Raw genomic sequence first — 15,558 nt, forward strand, 5'->3', positions numbered from 1 at the left:
AGATTTCTTCAACAACTTCAACCACTTGCGCTTCCGATCTCTCGTTAGCGGGAGGCGAATTCTACAGCGTTACACGCTGCTGTCAACACCTCTTTTTCTCCGCTTTCGACCGAGAAGATCGAACCGTTGAAAGCGCCAGACAAACCGGCATTTCCAACTCCTCCCAGGCTTCGATGAACTGAAGCGACCCGCCTTCGAAACCTACTTAACTCATTGAATCTCAAGGAGTTTTCCGTTTCGTCTGCGCCGGAAGTGGGGCGAATTATAGACCTCTGGAATTCGCCGTCAACCCCTTATTTCAACTTTACTCAGATTTCAGCGTAATCCGTGCAAAAGCCTTCTTGCCGGCCTGGCAAACGTGAGTCGCGCCCAGTACGTATATAAAGGAGCGATCAACCACCTCACCATCTACACGTACACCACCGGAAGCCAGCAGATCACGTGCAGCTGCCGAGTTCTTCACCAGACCTGCCTTATTAAGGACAGCGGCAATCGGCATATCCTCGGCAGCAGTCAGCTCGACCTCTGGCAGATCATCCGGCAACTCACCGTCCTTCATACGGTTACCCGCGCCACGGTGAGCATTGGCCGCAGCCTCTTCACCATGGAAGCGCGCGACAATCTCTTCGGCCAGCTTGATCTTGATATCGCGAGGATTAGCGCCCGCCTCTACATCAGCACGGAACGCATTGATCTCATCCATCGAACGGAAGCTGAGCAACTCGAAGTAGCGCCACATCAACGCATCGGGAATCGAAACCAGTTTGCTATACATGACACCTGGCGCTTCCTGAATACCGACGTAGTTGCCCAACGACTTGGACATTTTCTTCACGCCATCCAGACCTTCAAGCAGCGGCATCGTCAGGATGCACTGCGCCTCCTGACCATAACCACGCTGCAGCTCACGCCCCATCAGCAGGTTGAACTTCTGATCGGTACCACCCAGCTCCACATCAGCGCGCAAAGCAACCGAGTCATAACCCTGCACCAGCGGATAGAGGAACTCGTGAATGGCGATCGGCTGATTGGTGGTGTAGCGCTTGTCGAAGTCGTCACGCTCGAGCATACGGGCAACGGTGTATTGCGAAGTCAGACGAATAAAGTCCGCAGGCCCCATCTGATCCATCCAGGTGGAGTTGAACGCGACTTCGGTTTTCGCCGGATCAAGAATCTTGAACACCTGAGTCTTGTAGGTCTCGGCGTTTTCCAGAACCTGCTCACGGGTCAACGGAGGACGTGTGGCGCTCTTGCCGCTCGGATCACCGATCATTCCGGTGAAATCACCAATAAGGAAGATCACCTGATGCCCCAGTTCCTGGAACTGGCGCAGCTTATTAATAAGCACAGTGTGACCAAGGTGCAGATCCGGCGCAGTTGGATCGAAGCCGGCCTTGATTCGCAGCGGCTGGCCACGTTTGAGCTTTTCGATCAGCTCGGACTCGACCAACAGTTCTTCCGCACCACGTTTAATCAGCGCTAGCTGCTCTTCAACCGACTTCATAACAGACCCGCAAGGCTCAGATTCAAAGGGAACCAACCATACAAGATCGCGCACCAAATACAAGTTTTGCCCGGCGCACGGACGCCAATCCACAGACAGGGCGTCCGCAGACTTGCTTCAGGGATGATTTGGTTATATTTTATACAGTTATTTCATCTTCATCATGTCATTCATCTTTTCCAATTCATCTTTTTCAAAGTCAAATTACTTATGACCACTGAACCGTCTAAAGCGCCACCGCTTTACCCGAAGACCCACCTGCTCGCCGCGAGTGGGATCGCCGCCCTTCTCAGCCTGGCGCTCCTGGTGTTTCCATCCAGTGATGTTGAAGCCAAAAAGACAACGCTGAGCCTTGAACTGGAAAGTCCTGCTGAACAACTGACACAAGATCAAGACGCTGCCGAGGCGGCTCAAGCCACAAACGAATCCGTAGCCTCTCCTTTCGCGCAGATCGAAAACAGCGCCGAAGAGACGCAGGAAACCGCTCAGGCCGCACCAGCGCCGACACCGGTAGCTGAAGAAAAGAAGGCCCCAAATCACAGGGAAGTGATCGTCTCCAAGGGCGATACGCTTTCTACACTGTTCGAGAAAGTCGGTCTCCCGGCCGCGGCTGTGCATGAAGTGCTGGCCAGCGACAAACAAGCCAAGCAGTTCAGCCAGCTCAAACATGGCCAGAAACTCGAATTCGAATTGAACCCACAAGGCCAGCTGACCAACCTGCACAGCAAGGTCAGCGACGTTGAAACCATCACCCTGACCAAGAACGACAAGGGTTATGTGTTCAACCGCGTTACCGCCAAACCGACTGTTCGCACCGCCTACGTGCACGGTGTGATCAACAGCTCGCTGTCGCAGTCCGCCGCCCGCGCAGGCCTGTCCCACAGCCTGACCATGGATATGGCCAGCGTGTTTGGCTACGACGTCGACTTCGCTCAGGATATCCGTCAGGGCGACGAGTTCGATGTCATCTATGAACAGAAAGTGGTCAATGGCAAAGCCGTTGGCAACGGTCCGATCCTGTCCGCCCGTTTCACCAACCGCGGCAAGACTTACACTGCCGTGCGTTACACCAACAAGCAGGGCAACAGCAGCTACTACACCGCCGATGGCAACAGCATGCGCAAGGCGTTCATCCGTACACCGGTGGACTTCGCCCGCATCAGCTCGAAATTCTCCATGGGGCGCAAACACCCGATCCTCAACAAGATCCGCGCCCACAAAGGCGTCGACTATGCCGCTCCACGCGGTACGCCGATCAAGGCTGCCGGCGACGGCAAAGTGCTGCTGGCCGGCCGTCGCGGCGGTTACGGCAACACCGTGATCATCCAGCACGGCAACACTTACCGTACGCTGTATGGCCACATGCAGGGCTTCGCCAAGGGCGTGAAGACCGGCGGCACCGTCAAACAGGGCCAGGTGATCGGTTACATCGGCACCACCGGCCTGTCCACCGGCCCGCACCTGCACTATGAGTTCCAGGTCAACGGTGTCCACGTCGATCCACTGGGCCAGAAGCTGCCGATGGCCGACCCGATCGCCAAATCCGAACGCGCCCGCTTCCTGGCACAGAGCCAGCCGTTGATGGCTCGCATGGACCAGGAAAAAGCCACCATGCTGGCTTCGAGCAAGCGTTAAGCCATGGCTCTTTATATCGGAGTGATGTCCGGCACCAGTCTCGACGGGCTGGACATCGCCCTGATCGAGCAATCCTCGGCGATCAACCTGATCGCCACGCACTACATCCCCATGCCTGAAACCCTGCGCGCCGAGCTGCTTGGCTTGTGCGCCAGCGGCCCTGACGAGATCGCCCGTTCGGCGATTGCCCAGCAGAACTGGGTGAAGCTCGCCGCGCAAGGGATCCATACCCTTCTCGAACGGCAACAGCTCAAGCCTGAAGCCATTCGCGCAATCGGCAGCCACGGCCAGACTATTCGCCACGAGCCGGCGCGTGGTTTCACCGTACAGATCGGCAACCCCGCCCTGCTCACTGAACTGACCGGTATCACCGTCGTCAGCGATTTCCGCAGTCGCGATGTGGCCGCTGGCGGCCAGGGCGCCCCTTTGGTTCCGGCCTTCCATGAAGCGTTATTCGAAGAGCGTACCGGCAACCGCGCGGTCCTGAATGTCGGCGGTTTCAGCAATCTCAGTCTGATTGAGCCGAACAAGCCTGTAGCCGGTTTCGACTGCGGGCCGGGGAATGTGCTGATGGACGCCTGGATTCATCAGCAACGGGGCGAGAACTTCGACCGAAACGGGCAGTGGGCAGCCAGCGGGAAGGTTGAGCCTACCCTGCTGAAAGCCCTGCTCAGCGATCCGTTTTTCGTGACACAAGGCCCGAAGAGCACCGGTCGCGAAGTCTTCAACTTGCCTTGGCTGGAGCAGCAACTGTCGCGCCTGCCCGGTTTCGCACCCGAAAACGTACAGGCAACACTGCTCGAACTGACGGCGCTGACAATCGTCGAATCGCTGCAAAGCGCTCAATCGAATACCGAAGAGATCTTGGTCTGCGGGGGCGGTGCCCACAACGCCACGCTGATGAAGCGCTTGGCCGACCTGCTACCCAACGCCAAAGTCGCCAGTACCGCGACCCACGGCGTCGATCCGGACTGGGTCGAGGCCATGGCCTTCGCCTGGCTGGCCCACTGCTGTCTGGAGGGCATCGCCGCCAATCGCCCGAGCGTCACCGGCGCCAAAGGCTTGCGCGTGCTCGGCGCCATCTACCCCAACTGACAAATCGCAGATAACAAAACGCCGCAGAACCGTGAGGTTCTGCGGCGTTTTATTGTGTACGTTGAAGCGCGATCAGATCGAGAACGAGGAGCCGCAACCACAAGTGGTGGTGGCATTCGGGTTCTTGATCACGAAACGCGAACCTTCCAGACCTTCCTGATAATCCACCTCGGCACCCGCCAGATACTGGAAGCTCATCGGATCGACCACCAGACTGACGCCTTCGCGCTCGACGATGGTGTCGTCCTCGGCCACATCTTCATCGAAGGTGAAGCCGTACTGAAACCCTGAACAACCGCCGCCCGTAACGAATACGCGCAGCTTCAAGCGATCATTCCCCTCTTCATCGACCAGGCTCTTCACCTTGTGCGCGGCACCTTGAGTGAATTGCAAAGCCGTGGGGGTGAAGGATTCGACGCTCATGCTGACTTTCTCCCGGCGTTACGCCGCCATAATGCGTGATGACGCGCATTATCCGCTTGTCCTAGAAAATCGGTCAACTATTGTTACGGTATATCAATAAAGCTGATCAGCCGACCAGAATGCAAAAAGGCCCGTCAAACGGGCCTTTTTGCCAAGCAAGATCAGTCGTTACGGCAGCATGCCGGCGTGGGACAGGCCCAAACGCTCATCCAGCCCGAACAGAATGTTCATGTTCTGCACCGCCTGACCCGACGCGCCCTTGACCAGGTTGTCGATCACCGAGAGCACTACCACCAGATCACCATCCTGCGGGCGGTGAACCGCGATGCGGCAGACGTTGGCGCCACGCACACTACGGGTTTCTGGATGGCTACCAGCCGGCATCACGTCGACGAACGGCTCATTGGCATAACGCTTCTCGAACAACGCCTGCAGATCCACCGAGCGATCCACCACGGTCGCGTAGAGCGTGGAGTGAATGCCACGGATCATCGGCGTCAGGTGCGGCACAAAAGTCAGACCGACATCCTTGCCTGCGGCACGACGCAGTCCCTGGCGAATTTCCGGCAGATGACGGTGACCTTTCACCGCATAAGCCTTCATGCTTTCCGACGTCTCGGAGTACAGCGAGCCTACGGCAGCGCCACGACCGGCACCGCTGACACCGGACTTGCAGTCGGCGATCAGGTGCGAAGCGTCGGCAATACCCGCTTCAAGCAACGGCAGGAAACCCAGCTGCGTCGCGGTCGGGTAGCAACCCGGCACCGCGATCAGACGTGCTTTCCTGATCTGCTCACGATTGACTTCCGGCAGACCGTAAACCGCCTCGTCCAGCAACTCCGGCGCGCCGTGCGGCTGGCCGTACCACTTGGCCCACTCATCGGCGTCCTGCAGACGGAAGTCTGCCGACAGGTCGATGACCTTGGTGCCGGCCGCCAGCAATTCGCCTGCCAGTGCGTGGGCAACGCCGTGCGGAGTGGCGAAGAACACCACGTCGCAAGCGCCCAGCGTCTTGATGTCCGGCACGCTGAATGCCAGACCGTCGTAGTGACCGCGCAGGTTCGGGTACATATCAGCCACGGCCAGACCGGCCTCGGATCGGGAAGTGATCACTACCACTTCTGCCTGCGGATGCTGTGCCAACAGACGCAGCAGTTCGACACCGGTGTAACCCGTGCCGCCGACGATACCGACCTTGACCATAAACCTGCCCTCAACGAACCCACTGGAAAGCCGTCGATAATAGGGGCCGCGCGCCCCTGCGACAACCGCCAAGGTGACGTGCGGACGCTCAAGCCTCTACTATCGGGCCTACCGTGAATCAGGGAATAACCCAAAATGCTCTATCTGTGGATCAAAGCGCTGCATATCGTCAGCATCGTGTGCTGGTTTGCCGGCCTCTTCTATCTTCCGCGACTGTTCGTTTATCACGCGCAAAGTGAAGACACGATCAGCAAGGAACGCTTCAGCATCATGGAGCGCAAGCTCTATCGCGGCATCATGGGCCCGGCAATGATCGCCGCGCTGATCTTCGGTGGCTGGCTGATCTATCTGAACCCGAGCATCTTCAGCAGCGGTGGCTGGATCCACGCCAAACTGACCCTGGTCGTGCTGTTGATCGGTTACCACCACATGTGCGGCGCGCAGGTAAAACGCTTTGCCCGTGGCGAGAATACCCGCAGCCATGTCTTTTATCGCTGGTTCAATGAAGTACCGGTTCTGCTATTGCTGGCTATCGTAATTCTGGTCGTGGTCAAGCCGTTCTAACTTCAACAAATACAACTTTCCGGGGTACTTCCGATGTCGCTGCCCGCTCTGCTCGAACAACGTCTGCGTCTGCCCGTAGTGGCAGCACCGATGTTTCTGATCTCCAATCCTGAACTGGTGCTGGCGTGCTGCCGTAACGGCGTGGTCGGCAGCTTTCCGGCGCTGAATCAACGCGAAAGCAGCGGATTCAAGGCCTGGCTGGAGCAGATCGAAGCGGGACTGGCGACACTGGAGAACCCGGCGCCTTATGCCGTGAACCTGATTGTTCACAAGAGCAATCCACGTCTGGAGGCGGACCTGAACATCTGCGTCGAACACAAAGTCCCCATCGTCATCACCAGTCTTGGTGCCGTGAAGGAAGTGGTAGACGCCGTGCACAGCTACGGCGGCCTGGTCTTCCACGACGTGACGACCCGCCGCCATGCCGAGAAAGCCGCCGAGGCCGGTGTCGATGGCTTGATCGCCGTCGCGGCCGGTGCCGGTGGGCACGCCGGGACCTGGAGCCCGTTCTCGCTGATCGCCGAGATCCGCGAGTTCTTCGACAAAACCCTGTTGCTTGCAGGATGTTTGAACCATGGGCATGAGATTCTCGCCGCACAACTGCTCGGCGCGGATCTGGCCTACTTCGGCACGCGATTTATCGGCACCACTGAAAGTCATGCGCCTGACGCTTACAAGGAGATGCTGCTGACTGCCAAAGCCGCCGACATCATTCATACTCCTGCCGTGTCCGGTGTACCGGCCAGTTTCATGCGCCAAAGCCTGGAGGCCGCCGGTTTCGACATGGCCGCCCTGCAAGGCAAGGGCGAAGTGAATTTCGGCGACAAGCTCAAGCCGATCAACGACGAAGCCAAGGCCTGGAAAACCGTGTGGTCGGCGGGTCAGGGCGTAGGCCAGATCGACGATCTGCCAAGCGTGGATCAACTGGTGGCGCGTCTCGATACCGAATACCGCCAGGCCCTGGAGCACGCAGCACAACTGCCGAAACGCTGGCCACGTTGAATGAAACCCGTCCAGTCGCTGTCTGACTGGCCTTAGACTCAATTTATCTCGCGACAAGGATGCCTCGGCCATGAGCGAACCCCGTTACAAGATCGTTTTCGACGGCGCGCTCCAGCCCGGCGTCGATATCACCACGGCCAAGCTCAACCTGGCCGATCTGTTCAAAAGCGATGTCGCCGCCATCGAGCGCCTGTTCAATGGCCGCACCGTCGCGCTCAAGCGTAATCTGTCCCACAGCGATGCGCAGACCTACCTGCAAGCGCTGGGCAAGACCGGGATCGATGCCCGGATCGAAACGGAAACACCCATCGAACTGAACCTGTCGGATGTCCACGAACAAAGCGCCGCCGTTGCGGAGCCTGACTCGCCTTATGCGCCGCCTCGCGCCGTCGTCGGTGAAAACCTGCCGGCATTCGCACCTCTCAAACCGTTCAGCGTTGAAGGCCGGATCGGCCGCTTGCGTTACTTGGCATGGTCGATGGTGTTGAGCCTGGTAGCCCTGCCAATCGTCAGCGTGTTCGCGCTGATCGGTCTGGGCCTGGTGAGCGCCGACTCGACGACCGGCCTGATCATCGGCGGTCTCCTCGCCTTCTTCCTGTTTCTGGCCTTCGCGATCGTCGGGATCCTGTTCAGCATTCAGCGCCTGCACGATATCGGCTGGTCGGGTTGGCTCTGGCTGCTGACGCTGGTGCCGTTCGTGGGGAGCTTCTTCCCGCTGGTGATCATGGTCGTGCCGGGCAATACCGGCGCCAATCGCTATGGCCCACCGCCTCCGCCGAACAGCACGGCAGTCAAAGTGCTGTGCTCTTTGTGGATCGTGTTTATCGGGCTGTTTTTCATGGGCGGCATGCTGGGCGGGATTACCGCCATCCAGCAGGAATACGAAAGCAGTCTTGAAAGCAGCTACGAGAGCGGCTCGGTGACCACCGATGAAATCGATGTGGAAGTCGAGCCCACCGCGAATTCGGCAGACGATGCAGCCGAAGCCACCCTCGCCCCTGTAGACTCGGCGAAAGAATGAACAACGCTCCCCGCCGTGACACCTGCGTCCACGGCGCGGCGCTGTTGCGATGGAGATTTGCATGACCCGTTACGCTCTGATCACCGGCGCCTCCAGCGGCATTGGCCTGGCCATGGCCGAAGCCCTGGCGCGCCGTGGCCGCAGCCTGATTCTGGTGGCTCGCCAGCGTGATCAGCTGGAAAGCATTGCGATTGAACTGACCCAGCGCTTCGGCGTGGAAGTGCTGTTCCGCGCCTGTGATCTTGGCGAGCCGCTGCGCCTGTCCGGTTTTCTGCTGGAGCTTGAAGAAGGCGATCGCCAAATCGATCTGCTGGTCAATTGCGCCGGCATCGGTACTTGCGGCCCGTTCCTGGCCCAGGACTGGATGACCGAACAGGACCTGATCGAAGTGAACATCCTCGCCCTTACCCGCCTTTGCCATGCCATCGGCAACAGCATGGCGTTGCAGGGCGGCGGGCAGATTCTCAACGTCGCGTCGGTGGCAGCCTTCAACCCCGGGCCGTGGATGAGCACCTACTACGCCAGCAAGGCGTATGTACTGCATTTCTCGGAAGCACTGCGGGTGGAACTGAAGAAGTGTGCGGTCAAGGTGTCGGTGCTCTGCCCCGGCCCGACCCGCACCGCGTTCTTCAGAACCGCACAACTGAACAACGACAAACTCAACGCCAGCAAACTGCTGATGAGTCCCGAGGAGGTCGCGCTGTATACCGTGCGCGCCCTGGAGAAAAACCGCGCGATCATCATTCCCGGACGCCGAAACCGCTGGTTCGCCTTTCTGCCTCGGCTCGGTTCGCGCTGGCTCAACCGCACCATCGTCGGCATGGTCAACAAAGCTTACTGCCCTCGCTGAAGGGCCGACAGGCAAATGGCTGGGCGTGGTGATCCTCCGTGGGTACACTCAGCCCAGCTCACACAACGGAGAAAACAGCTGTGGATACTCTGTTCACCAAGATCATCAACCGGGAAATTCCGGCGAAGATCATCTACGAGGACGACCAGGTTCTGGCGTTCCACGACATCGCCCCACAGGCACCGGTGCATTTTCTGGTGATCCCGAAGAAACCGGTGCGTACCCTCAACGACCTGACCGAAGACGACAAGGCACTGGCCGGGCATATCCTGTTCACCGCCCAGCGTCTGGCGCTGGAACTGGGTTGCGAGGAAGGCTTCCGGGTGGTGATGAACTGCAATGAAATGGGCGGGCAGACGGTCTACCACATTCACATGCACGTACTCGGTCAACGCCAGATGAACTGGCCGCCGGGCTGATTGAACCCGCAGATCGGTGGGAGCGCCCTGCTCCCACATGACCCAGCGCAAACCTTCCCCGGCCGATTCGGTTAAACTGGCCGCCGAGATTCTTCCCGGAGGTCAGCATGACTACCCAACGTCACTACTCGCCCATTGATCGTCTTCTGCTGCAAGCCGATGCCGCGATGCGTACCTTGCTGCCCTTCAGCGGCCAGCCGTACCGTCCGTCGCCGGCAATCGTGCAGCCCGATGTGCAGATGAGCGATGAAGACACCCGCCACGTCGCCGGCCTGATGCGCATCAACCACACAGGTGAAGTCTGCGCCCAGGCGTTGTATCAAGGCCAGGCGCTGACCGCCAAGCTGCCGCAGGTGCGCGAGGCCATGGAGCATGCGGCCGAAGAAGAGATCGATCATCTGGTCTGGTGCGAACAGCGCATTCACCAGCTGGGCAGCCACACCAGCGTGCTCAACCCACTGTTCTACGGTATGTCGTTCGGCATCGGCGCAGTCGCCGGGCTGATCAGCGACAAGGTCAGCCTCGGATTTGTTGCCGCCACCGAGCATCAGGTGTGCAAGCATTTGAACGAGCATCTGGAGCAACTGCCGGCCGAGGACGAAAAATCCCGGGCAATTCTGGAGCAGATGCGCATAGATGAAGAACATCACGCGGAAAGCGCACTGGAGGCCGGCGGCTTCCGCTTCCCGGCGCCGGTGAAGTTCGGCATGAGCCTGTTGGCCAAAGTGATGACCAAGAGCACTTACCGGATCTGAAAAACGCCCACAAAAAAGGCGACTGCCGCAAAGCAGTCGCCTTTTTTTTGTGCCCGGATTTCTTAGCTCGGCATATTGCGCGCGTAGAAGATTTCCAGCATTTCGTGTTTCACACGCTCGGTCACCTGAGCACGTTGCTCGGAAGACAGATTGCTGGTGGCATCGCCGAACAGGTAGTTGTCCAGTTCGAAGTTCTTCAGCAGCATTTTGGTGTGGAACAGGTTTTCCTGATACACGTTCACGTCGGTCATCTGGTACGCGTCGCGGGTGTCTTCGGAGAGGTAGTTCTGGATCGAGTTGATCTCGTGGTCGATGAAATGCTTGTTGCCTTCAACGTCACGGGTGAAGCCGCGCACACGGTAATCCACGGTCACGATGTCCGAATCGAACTGGTGAATGAGGAAGTTGAGCGCTTTGAGCGGTGAAATGACACCACAGGTCGACACATCGATGTCCACACGGAAAGTCGCAATACCGGCGTCCGGATGGATTTCCGGGTAGGTGTGCACCGTGATGTGGCTCTTGTCGAGGTGGGCCAGGATGATTTCGGGCAACGGGCCCGGGGATTCTTCGATCTGGCTTTCGGTCGGGGTCACCGGCTCTTCCGAGATCAGAATCGTGACGCTGGCACCCTGAGGCTCATAGTTCTGACTCGCAATGTTCAGAATGTTGGCACCAATGATTTCGACAACTTCCGTGAGGATCTGCGTCAGGCGTTCGGCGTTGTACTCTTGATTGATGTACTCGACGTAAGCCTGCTGGTCTTGCGGGGTTTCCGCGTAGCAGATGTCATAGATGTTGAAGCTCAAGGTCTTTGTCAGGTTATTGAACCCGTGGAGCTTGAGTTTGCTTTTCACCGTTAAAAACTCTCTATGTATGCGGCACGGCCGCGTGATCAAGCATGCCCGTCAAGTGCGAACAACGCACCTGCGTAGGACGGTTAACACCTCTTCGCGATGGCGATTTTGGTTATCTGTTCAGGCGGATGACCCGTCGGTTGACTGATCACGGCCCTGAAAAAAGTGGCGCATTATGCAGACGTCAGCGGGGGATCGCCAGAGTCTGCACTGCTTTTATGATAGTTGAATGTCGGCTCAGCCGAGTTCAACGATTTCGTAGTCGTGGGTGATCGCTACGCCAGCTGCGCCGAGCATGATCGAGGCCGAGCAATACTTCTCGGCAGACAGTTCGATGGCGCGTTTGACCTGGGCTTCTTTCAGGCCACGGCCCTTGACCACGAAGTGCATGTGGATCTTGGTGAACACTTTCGGATCTTCGGTCGCGCGCTCGGCTTCCAGAAAGGCTTCGCAGCTTTCAACGGCCTGACGGGACTTCTTCAAAATGCTGACCACGTCGAAGTTGCTGCAACCACCAACACCCAGCAGGAGCATTTCCATCGGGCGGACACCCAGGTTACGACCACCGGCGTCCGGCGGACCGTCCATGACCACGACATGACCGCTGCCGGATTCGCCGAGGAACATGGCTTCGCCAGCCCATTGGATGCGTGCCTTCATCGCCAAGACTCCACTGTAGAAAAAAGGGTCGCCAGCTTAGCACAGGGCCCTGCCCGGACAGCGAGCATGTTCCTGGGACGGATGCACCTTTAACGTAGGTGATTTCTCGAAATTTCGACGAAGTGTCTGGTAAGCTGGCGCCAATTCACTGGCGCCTTCGCCAGACTGTGTAGCGACCGTCTCAGCGCCTCATATAAAAACCAAATATAACCGTGCAGTCTTTTCGGGATACAACCATGGTTGGTATTACCCCCACACCCAAAATCAAGAACCTCGACAAGCTGCTGATGCATTGCCAGCGCCGCCGTCACGCGGCCAAGAGCAACATCATCTGCGCCGGGGATCGCTCCGACACGCTGTACTTCATCATCCGCGGTTCGGTCACGATCCTGATCGAGGACGACGACGGCCGCGAGATGATCATCGCCTACCTGAATGCCGGGGACTTCTTCGGCGAGCTGGGTCTGTTCGAAGAAGCCGGCCAGGAACAGCAGCGCAGCGCCTGGGTGCGGGCCAAGGTTGAATGCGAAGTCGCGGAAATCAGCTACGCCAAGTTCCGCGAACTGTCGCAACAGGACCCAGACATTCTTTACGTCCTCAGCGGACAAATCGCACAACGCCTGCGCAACACCACCCGTAAGGTCGGCGACCTGGCGTTCTTCGACGTCACCGGCCGTGTCGCTCGCTGTTTGCTGGAGCTGTGCAAACAACCGGACGCGATGACTCACCCGGACGGCATGCAGATCAAGGTGACCCGTCAGGAAATCGGCCGGATTGTCGGTTGTTCACGAGAGATGGTCGGTCGCGTGCTCAAGGATCTTGAGGAACGCAACCTGGTGGATGTGAAAGGCAAGACCATGGTGGTCTTCGGCACCCGCTGAGTTCCAAAGCTCAACCGGCGTAGATCTGCGCCAGCATCAAACGAAAGAGTTCATCGAGACGCGCCAGTGCATGGGGCGCCGGGAATTTCTCATGCAGAGCGATGTGGCTGGCGGCACGTACCCGTTGCTCCAGACCACATGCTTCGTTGAAGCGGTTGACCGCCGCGACCATCGACTCACGTTCGTCATCCACCAGCATCGCCCCGTGCACCAACCCCACCGGACGCTGACCACCCTGACTCTGGCGCCAGCGCTGAGCGGTGCCAACCATCTTGCGACCGTCGAGATTGACGTTGAAGCGACCGTCGCAGAACGCACCGTCGATTTCACCCAGCGACGAAGTGCCACCCAACTCATCCAGCAACTCACAGATCGGATCGCACAGCCGCCGGTAACCGGTTTCGATGCGGTTCAGATCGCCTTCGCTGCGAGGCGGCGCGTAGACAAGCGCAATGTTGATGGTCGACGCCGATTGCGGAACAGGTTCGCCGCCGGTCTCACGCAGCAACACCGGCCAGCCGGCAGCAGCGGAGACTTCGCAGGCGTGATCGAATCCGGGCAAGCGATTCAAACGGCGTGGCATGACGAGCGCGCGATCGCTGGGTTGCCAGAACAGCAAGCCAAATTCGGCATCACCAGCGCAGACCGAGGCCAGCAGATCCTGTTCGGCTTGCAGGCCGGCTTCGATGGTCAGGGAAGTGGGGATCATAAGGTTTCCATAGGACGTTGAGTCTGAGGTGAATCTTATGCCGCCTTCGCGGGCAAGCCCGCTCCCACAGTGGACGGGCGCCTGCGAAGACTTGATCAGTCGAGGGTCGAACCGCTCACCGGAACGCCGCGCTCAGGGAAAAACAGACGCTGCAGTTCGATGCCCGGGCTTTCGGCGCGCATGAATGCTTCGCCGACCAGGAACGCGTAAACATCGCTGATTTCCATCAGTTCGACATCGGCACGGTTGAGGATGCCGCTCTCGGTGATGACCAGACGATCGCGCGGAATGCGCGGCAGCAGGTCGAGGGTGGTTTCCAGGCTGACGTCAAAAGTGTGCAGGTTGCGGTTGTTGACCCCGACCAGCGGCGTGTCGAGGGTTTTCAGCGCGCGCTCCAGCTCATCGCCGTCGTGCACTTCCACCAGCACATCGAGGCCGACGTCTTTGGCGACCGACGCCAGTTCCGCCATTTTCACGTCATCCAGTGCGGAGACGATCAGCAGCACGCAATCGGCGCCCAAGGCACGGGCCTCGAGGATCTGGTACGGATCGATCATGAAGTCTTTGCGGATCACCGGCAGCGAGCAGGCAGCGCGGGCCTGTTGCAGGTAGGCATCGGCGCCCTGGAAGTAGTCGATGTCGGTCAGCACCGACAGGCAGGTCGCCCCGCCCTTCTCGTAGCTTTTGGCGATATCGGCAGGAACGAAGTTCTCGCGGATCACGCCCTTGCTCGGCGACGCCTTCTTGATTTCGGCGATCACTGCCGGTTGTTTCTTCTTGGCCTGCGCCAGCAATGCCTGGGCAAAACCACGGGGTGCATCGGCCGCCTTGGCCAGACTTTCCAACTCGCTCAGGCTCACACGAGCACTACGCTCGGCGACTTCCTGAACCTTGCGGGCCAGAATGTTTTCCAGAACCGTCGGTACGCTCATCCCTCATTCTCCACTTTGAATACCGCGGTAAAGGCACCCAACTCCTCGAGTTTCTCCCGAGCAAGACCGGTGTGCAGAGCGTCGTGGGCCAGTGCCACGCCCTCTTTCAGACTTGTCGCCAGGTCGGCGGCGTACAGCGCCGCACCGGCATTGAGCACGATCATTTCGGCAGCCTTCTGGCCGTTCTCGGTCTTGCGCTTGCCGAGTGCATCGCGGATCAGCGCCAGCGACGCTTCCGGGCCTTCGACCGACAGGCCGTGCAGGCTCTGGCTCTTCATGCCCAGATCTTCCGGCTCGACCCAATATTCGGTGATCTGATCGTCCTTCAGCTCGGCGACAAAAGTCGGCGCCGCCAGACTGAACTCGTCCAAACCGTCCTTCGAATGCACCACCAGCACGTGCTTGCTGCCCAGACGCTGCAAGACTTCAGCCAACGGCCGGCACAGCGCCGGGGTGAACACGCCCACCACCTGATGCTTCACACCGGCCGGATTCGTAAGCGGGCCGAGCATGTTGAACAGGGTACGCAGGCCGAGATCGCGACGCGGGCCGGCGGCGTATTTCATGGCTTTGTGGTGAGTCTGGGCAAACATGAAGCCGATGCCGACGTTATCGATGCAGCGCGCCACCTGAACCGGGGTCAGGTTGAGGTAGATGCCGGCGGCTTCCAGCAAGTCGGCACTGCCGCTCTTGCCCGACACTGCACGGTTACCGTGTTTGGCCACGGTGCAGCCAGCTGCGGCGACCACAAAGGAAGACGCGGTCGACACGTTGAAAATGTTTGCCCCGTCACCGCCGGTGCCGACCACATCGACCACGCCGTCGAGGGTCTTGAGTTCGACCTTGTCCGCCAGCTCGCGCATCACCGACACGGCGCCGACGATCTCGTCGATGCTCTCGCTCTTCATGCGCATGGCCATCATGAACGCGCCAATCTGCGCGTCAGTGCATTGGCCGGTCATGATTTCGCGCATCACGTCGCGCATTTCATCGGTGCTGAGGTCGAGGTGATCGACGATACGGCTCAGGGCTGTCTTGATATTCATGG

Annotated in this window: 17 protein-coding genes and 1 pseudogene; 10 read left to right on the forward strand and 8 right to left on the reverse strand. The window is 59.0% G+C overall.

Translation table 11 applies throughout. The annotated features are described in order from the left end of the window. Positions 1-182 (forward strand): annotated as a pseudogene (locus AC07XZ_RS00005) (hypothetical protein); the annotation flags it as partial. Between the two features lie 122 nt (positions 183-304). Here AC07XZ_RS00005 and tyrS read toward each other — a convergent pair. Beyond that, a complete protein-coding gene (gene tyrS, locus AC07XZ_RS00010) occupies positions 305-1,504 on the reverse strand; it encodes a tyrosine--tRNA ligase (protein WP_011336180.1) in 1,200 nt (399 codons plus the stop codon). 210 nt (positions 1,505-1,714) lie between these two features. Between tyrS and AC07XZ_RS00015 the strand changes: the two genes are divergently transcribed. Both AC07XZ_RS00015 and AC07XZ_RS00020 read left to right on the forward strand, forming a co-directional pair. Beyond that, positions 1,715-3,139, forward strand: coding sequence for a peptidoglycan DD-metalloendopeptidase family protein (locus AC07XZ_RS00015; RefSeq protein WP_102685677.1), 1,425 nt, complete (start codon positions 1,715-1,717; stop codon positions 3,137-3,139). Between the two features lie 3 nt (positions 3,140-3,142). Next, positions 3,143-4,234 carry an anhydro-N-acetylmuramic acid kinase gene (locus AC07XZ_RS00020; RefSeq protein WP_085746573.1) on the forward strand — a complete coding sequence of 364 codons (1,092 nt, stop codon included), beginning with the start codon at positions 3,143-3,145 and terminating at the stop codon, positions 4,232-4,234. 72 nt (positions 4,235-4,306) lie between these two features. Here AC07XZ_RS00020 and erpA read toward each other — a convergent pair whose 3' ends face one another. Both erpA and argC read right to left on the reverse strand, forming a co-directional pair. Next, on the reverse strand, positions 4,307-4,657 hold the full coding sequence (erpA, locus tag AC07XZ_RS00025) for an iron-sulfur cluster insertion protein ErpA (RefSeq protein ID WP_003228776.1): 351 nt from the start codon (positions 4,655-4,657) through the stop codon (positions 4,307-4,309). A gap of 168 nt (positions 4,658-4,825) precedes the next feature. Next, on the reverse strand, positions 4,826-5,860 hold the full coding sequence (gene argC / locus AC07XZ_RS00030) for an N-acetyl-gamma-glutamyl-phosphate reductase (RefSeq protein WP_011336183.1): 1,035 nt from the start codon (positions 5,858-5,860) through the stop codon (positions 4,826-4,828). A gap of 135 nt (positions 5,861-5,995) precedes the next feature. On the opposite strand from argC, the gene hemJ reads away from it, so the two are divergent. From hemJ to coq7, 6 genes are all read left to right on the forward strand, one after another. Further along, a complete protein-coding gene (gene hemJ, locus AC07XZ_RS00035; protein WP_011336184.1) occupies positions 5,996-6,424 on the forward strand; it encodes a protoporphyrinogen oxidase HemJ in 429 nt (142 codons plus the stop codon). Between the two features lie 33 nt (positions 6,425-6,457). Beyond that, positions 6,458-7,426 carry an NAD(P)H-dependent flavin oxidoreductase gene (locus tag AC07XZ_RS00040; protein WP_102685678.1) on the forward strand — a complete coding sequence of 323 codons (969 nt, stop codon included), beginning with the start codon at positions 6,458-6,460 and terminating at the stop codon, positions 7,424-7,426. Between the two features lie 70 nt (positions 7,427-7,496). After that, entirely contained in the window at positions 7,497-8,447 is a 951-nt protein-coding gene (locus tag AC07XZ_RS00045) for a DUF805 domain-containing protein (RefSeq protein ID WP_102685679.1), read from the forward strand. A gap of 61 nt (positions 8,448-8,508) precedes the next feature. Then, entirely contained in the window at positions 8,509-9,297 is a 789-nt protein-coding gene (locus tag AC07XZ_RS00050) for an SDR family NAD(P)-dependent oxidoreductase (RefSeq protein ID WP_007956321.1), read from the forward strand. An 80-nt stretch (positions 9,298-9,377) separates the two neighbouring features. After that, positions 9,378-9,716 carry a histidine triad nucleotide-binding protein gene (locus AC07XZ_RS00055; protein WP_007956318.1) on the forward strand — a complete coding sequence of 113 codons (339 nt, stop codon included), beginning with the start codon at positions 9,378-9,380 and terminating at the stop codon, positions 9,714-9,716. A 107-nt stretch (positions 9,717-9,823) separates the two neighbouring features. Next, complete coding sequence (gene coq7, locus AC07XZ_RS00060) at positions 9,824-10,471, forward strand: 2-polyprenyl-3-methyl-6-methoxy-1,4-benzoquinone monooxygenase (protein ID WP_007956317.1); 648 nt, start codon at positions 9,824-9,826, stop codon at positions 10,469-10,471. A 62-nt stretch (positions 10,472-10,533) separates the two neighbouring features. Here coq7 and speD read toward each other — a convergent pair whose 3' ends face one another. After that, a complete protein-coding gene (speD, locus tag AC07XZ_RS00065) occupies positions 10,534-11,328 on the reverse strand; it encodes an adenosylmethionine decarboxylase (RefSeq protein ID WP_007956315.1) in 795 nt (264 codons plus the stop codon). Positions 11,329-11,565: 237 nt separating this feature from the next. Beyond that, complete coding sequence (locus tag AC07XZ_RS00070) at positions 11,566-11,988, reverse strand: OsmC family protein (RefSeq protein ID WP_003228794.1); 423 nt, start codon at positions 11,986-11,988, stop codon at positions 11,566-11,568. 236 nt (positions 11,989-12,224) lie between these two features. Here AC07XZ_RS00070 and crp point away from each other — a divergent pair, with 236 nt between their 5' ends. Beyond that, positions 12,225-12,869, forward strand: a complete 645-nt coding sequence (gene crp / locus AC07XZ_RS00075; RefSeq protein WP_011336190.1) for a cAMP-activated global transcriptional regulator CRP — start codon at positions 12,225-12,227, stop codon at positions 12,867-12,869. Positions 12,870-12,879: 10 nt separating this feature from the next. Here the strand turns inward: crp and AC07XZ_RS00080 are convergent, their stop codons facing one another. The 3 genes from AC07XZ_RS00080 to trpD form a co-directional block, all read right to left on the reverse strand. Next, on the reverse strand, positions 12,880-13,578 hold the full coding sequence (locus tag AC07XZ_RS00080) for a lipoate--protein ligase family protein (protein ID WP_011336191.1): 699 nt from the start codon (positions 13,576-13,578) through the stop codon (positions 12,880-12,882). A 95-nt stretch (positions 13,579-13,673) separates the two neighbouring features. Further along, the gene (gene trpC, locus AC07XZ_RS00085) at positions 13,674-14,510 is read right to left on the reverse strand and encodes an indole-3-glycerol phosphate synthase TrpC (protein ID WP_102685680.1); all 837 of its coding nucleotides are present in this window, start codon (positions 14,508-14,510) and stop codon (positions 13,674-13,676) included. Continuing rightward, positions 14,507-15,556 (reverse strand): anthranilate phosphoribosyltransferase, encoded by a 1,050-nt coding sequence (gene trpD / locus AC07XZ_RS00090; RefSeq protein ID WP_039768098.1) that lies wholly within the window; start codon positions 15,554-15,556, stop codon positions 14,507-14,509. The genes trpC and trpD overlap by 4 nt, the downstream gene beginning before the upstream one ends. Between the last annotated feature and the right edge of the window lie 2 nt (positions 15,557-15,558).

This window comes from Pseudomonas sp. GW458-11-26-14-LB4, from assembly GCF_059423925.1.

Bases quoted from the DNA above. Each gene is read 5' to 3' on its own strand.
- coq7 (WP_007956317.1), top strand. From the start codon at position 9,824: ATGACTACCCAACGTCACTACTCGCCCATTGATCGTCTTCTGCTGCAA.
- tyrS (WP_011336180.1), bottom strand. From the start codon at position 1,504: ATGAAGTCGGTTGAAGAGCAGCTAGCGCTGATTAAACGTGGTGCGGAA.
- AC07XZ_RS00080 (WP_011336191.1), bottom strand. From the start codon at position 13,578: ATGATCCCCACTTCCCTGACCATCGAAGCCGGCCTGCAAGCCGAACAG.
- hemJ (WP_011336184.1), top strand. From the start codon at position 5,996: ATGCTCTATCTGTGGATCAAAGCGCTGCATATCGTCAGCATCGTGTGC.
- trpC (WP_102685680.1), bottom strand. From the start codon at position 14,510: ATGAGCGTACCGACGGTTCTGGAAAACATTCTGGCCCGCAAGGTTCAG.
- AC07XZ_RS00050 (WP_007956321.1), top strand. From the start codon at position 8,509: ATGACCCGTTACGCTCTGATCACCGGCGCCTCCAGCGGCATTGGCCTG.
- AC07XZ_RS00070 (WP_003228794.1), bottom strand. From the start codon at position 11,988: ATGAAGGCACGCATCCAATGGGCTGGCGAAGCCATGTTCCTCGGCGAA.
- crp (WP_011336190.1), top strand. From the start codon at position 12,225: ATGGTTGGTATTACCCCCACACCCAAAATCAAGAACCTCGACAAGCTG.
- AC07XZ_RS00015 (WP_102685677.1), top strand. From the start codon at position 1,715: ATGACCACTGAACCGTCTAAAGCGCCACCGCTTTACCCGAAGACCCAC.
- AC07XZ_RS00045 (WP_102685679.1), top strand. From the start codon at position 7,497: ATGAGCGAACCCCGTTACAAGATCGTTTTCGACGGCGCGCTCCAGCCC.
- trpD (WP_039768098.1), bottom strand. From the start codon at position 15,556: ATGAATATCAAGACAGCCCTGAGCCGTATCGTCGATCACCTCGACCTC.
- erpA (WP_003228776.1), bottom strand. From the start codon at position 4,657: ATGAGCGTCGAATCCTTCACCCCCACGGCTTTGCAATTCACTCAAGGT.
- AC07XZ_RS00040 (WP_102685678.1), top strand. From the start codon at position 6,458: ATGTCGCTGCCCGCTCTGCTCGAACAACGTCTGCGTCTGCCCGTAGTG.
- argC (WP_011336183.1), bottom strand. From the start codon at position 5,860: ATGGTCAAGGTCGGTATCGTCGGCGGCACGGGTTACACCGGTGTCGAA.
- AC07XZ_RS00020 (WP_085746573.1), top strand. From the start codon at position 3,143: ATGGCTCTTTATATCGGAGTGATGTCCGGCACCAGTCTCGACGGGCTG.